Here is a 412-nt window from a genome sequence, read left to right on the forward strand (position 1 = left end):
ATCAATTCTAATTCTTTCCCTCTACTAGAAAATTCCCATCTTTTATTTTCTTCATCAAGAGCTCCCACTGAAATAACACTATCATATTTCGCTGGAATCATAACTGAATCTTCATTAAAATATCCTTTATTTCCAGCTGAAGATACTAATAAAATTCCTTTTTGATAAGCTAATTCAGCTGCTTTTTCAAATGATACTGATTCTTGAGTTCCATTAATACTCATTGAAATAATTTTTATGTGATTATTTATTGCCCAATCAATACCTTTAATAACATTACTATACTTACCATTGCCGTCTTTATCTAACGCTTTAACACTGTATAAATCAATACCTGGTGCTACACCTATTATCCCTTTATTATTATCAAGAGCTCCAACTATTCCAGCTATATGTGTTCCATGTCCATTAT

1 protein-coding gene is annotated in these 412 nt (G+C 30.3%); it reads right to left on the reverse strand.

The genetic code is table 11. The features are described 5' to 3' along the window. Nucleotides 1-412 (reverse strand): S8 family serine peptidase (locus SB753_RS35005; RefSeq protein WP_410804629.1); only part of this gene is annotated, 412 nt, incomplete at both ends.

It is taken from the genome of Paraburkholderia sp. SIMBA_053 (genome assembly GCF_046534895.1).
GTDB lineage: Bacteria > Pseudomonadota > Gammaproteobacteria > Burkholderiales > Burkholderiaceae > Paraburkholderia > Paraburkholderia caledonica.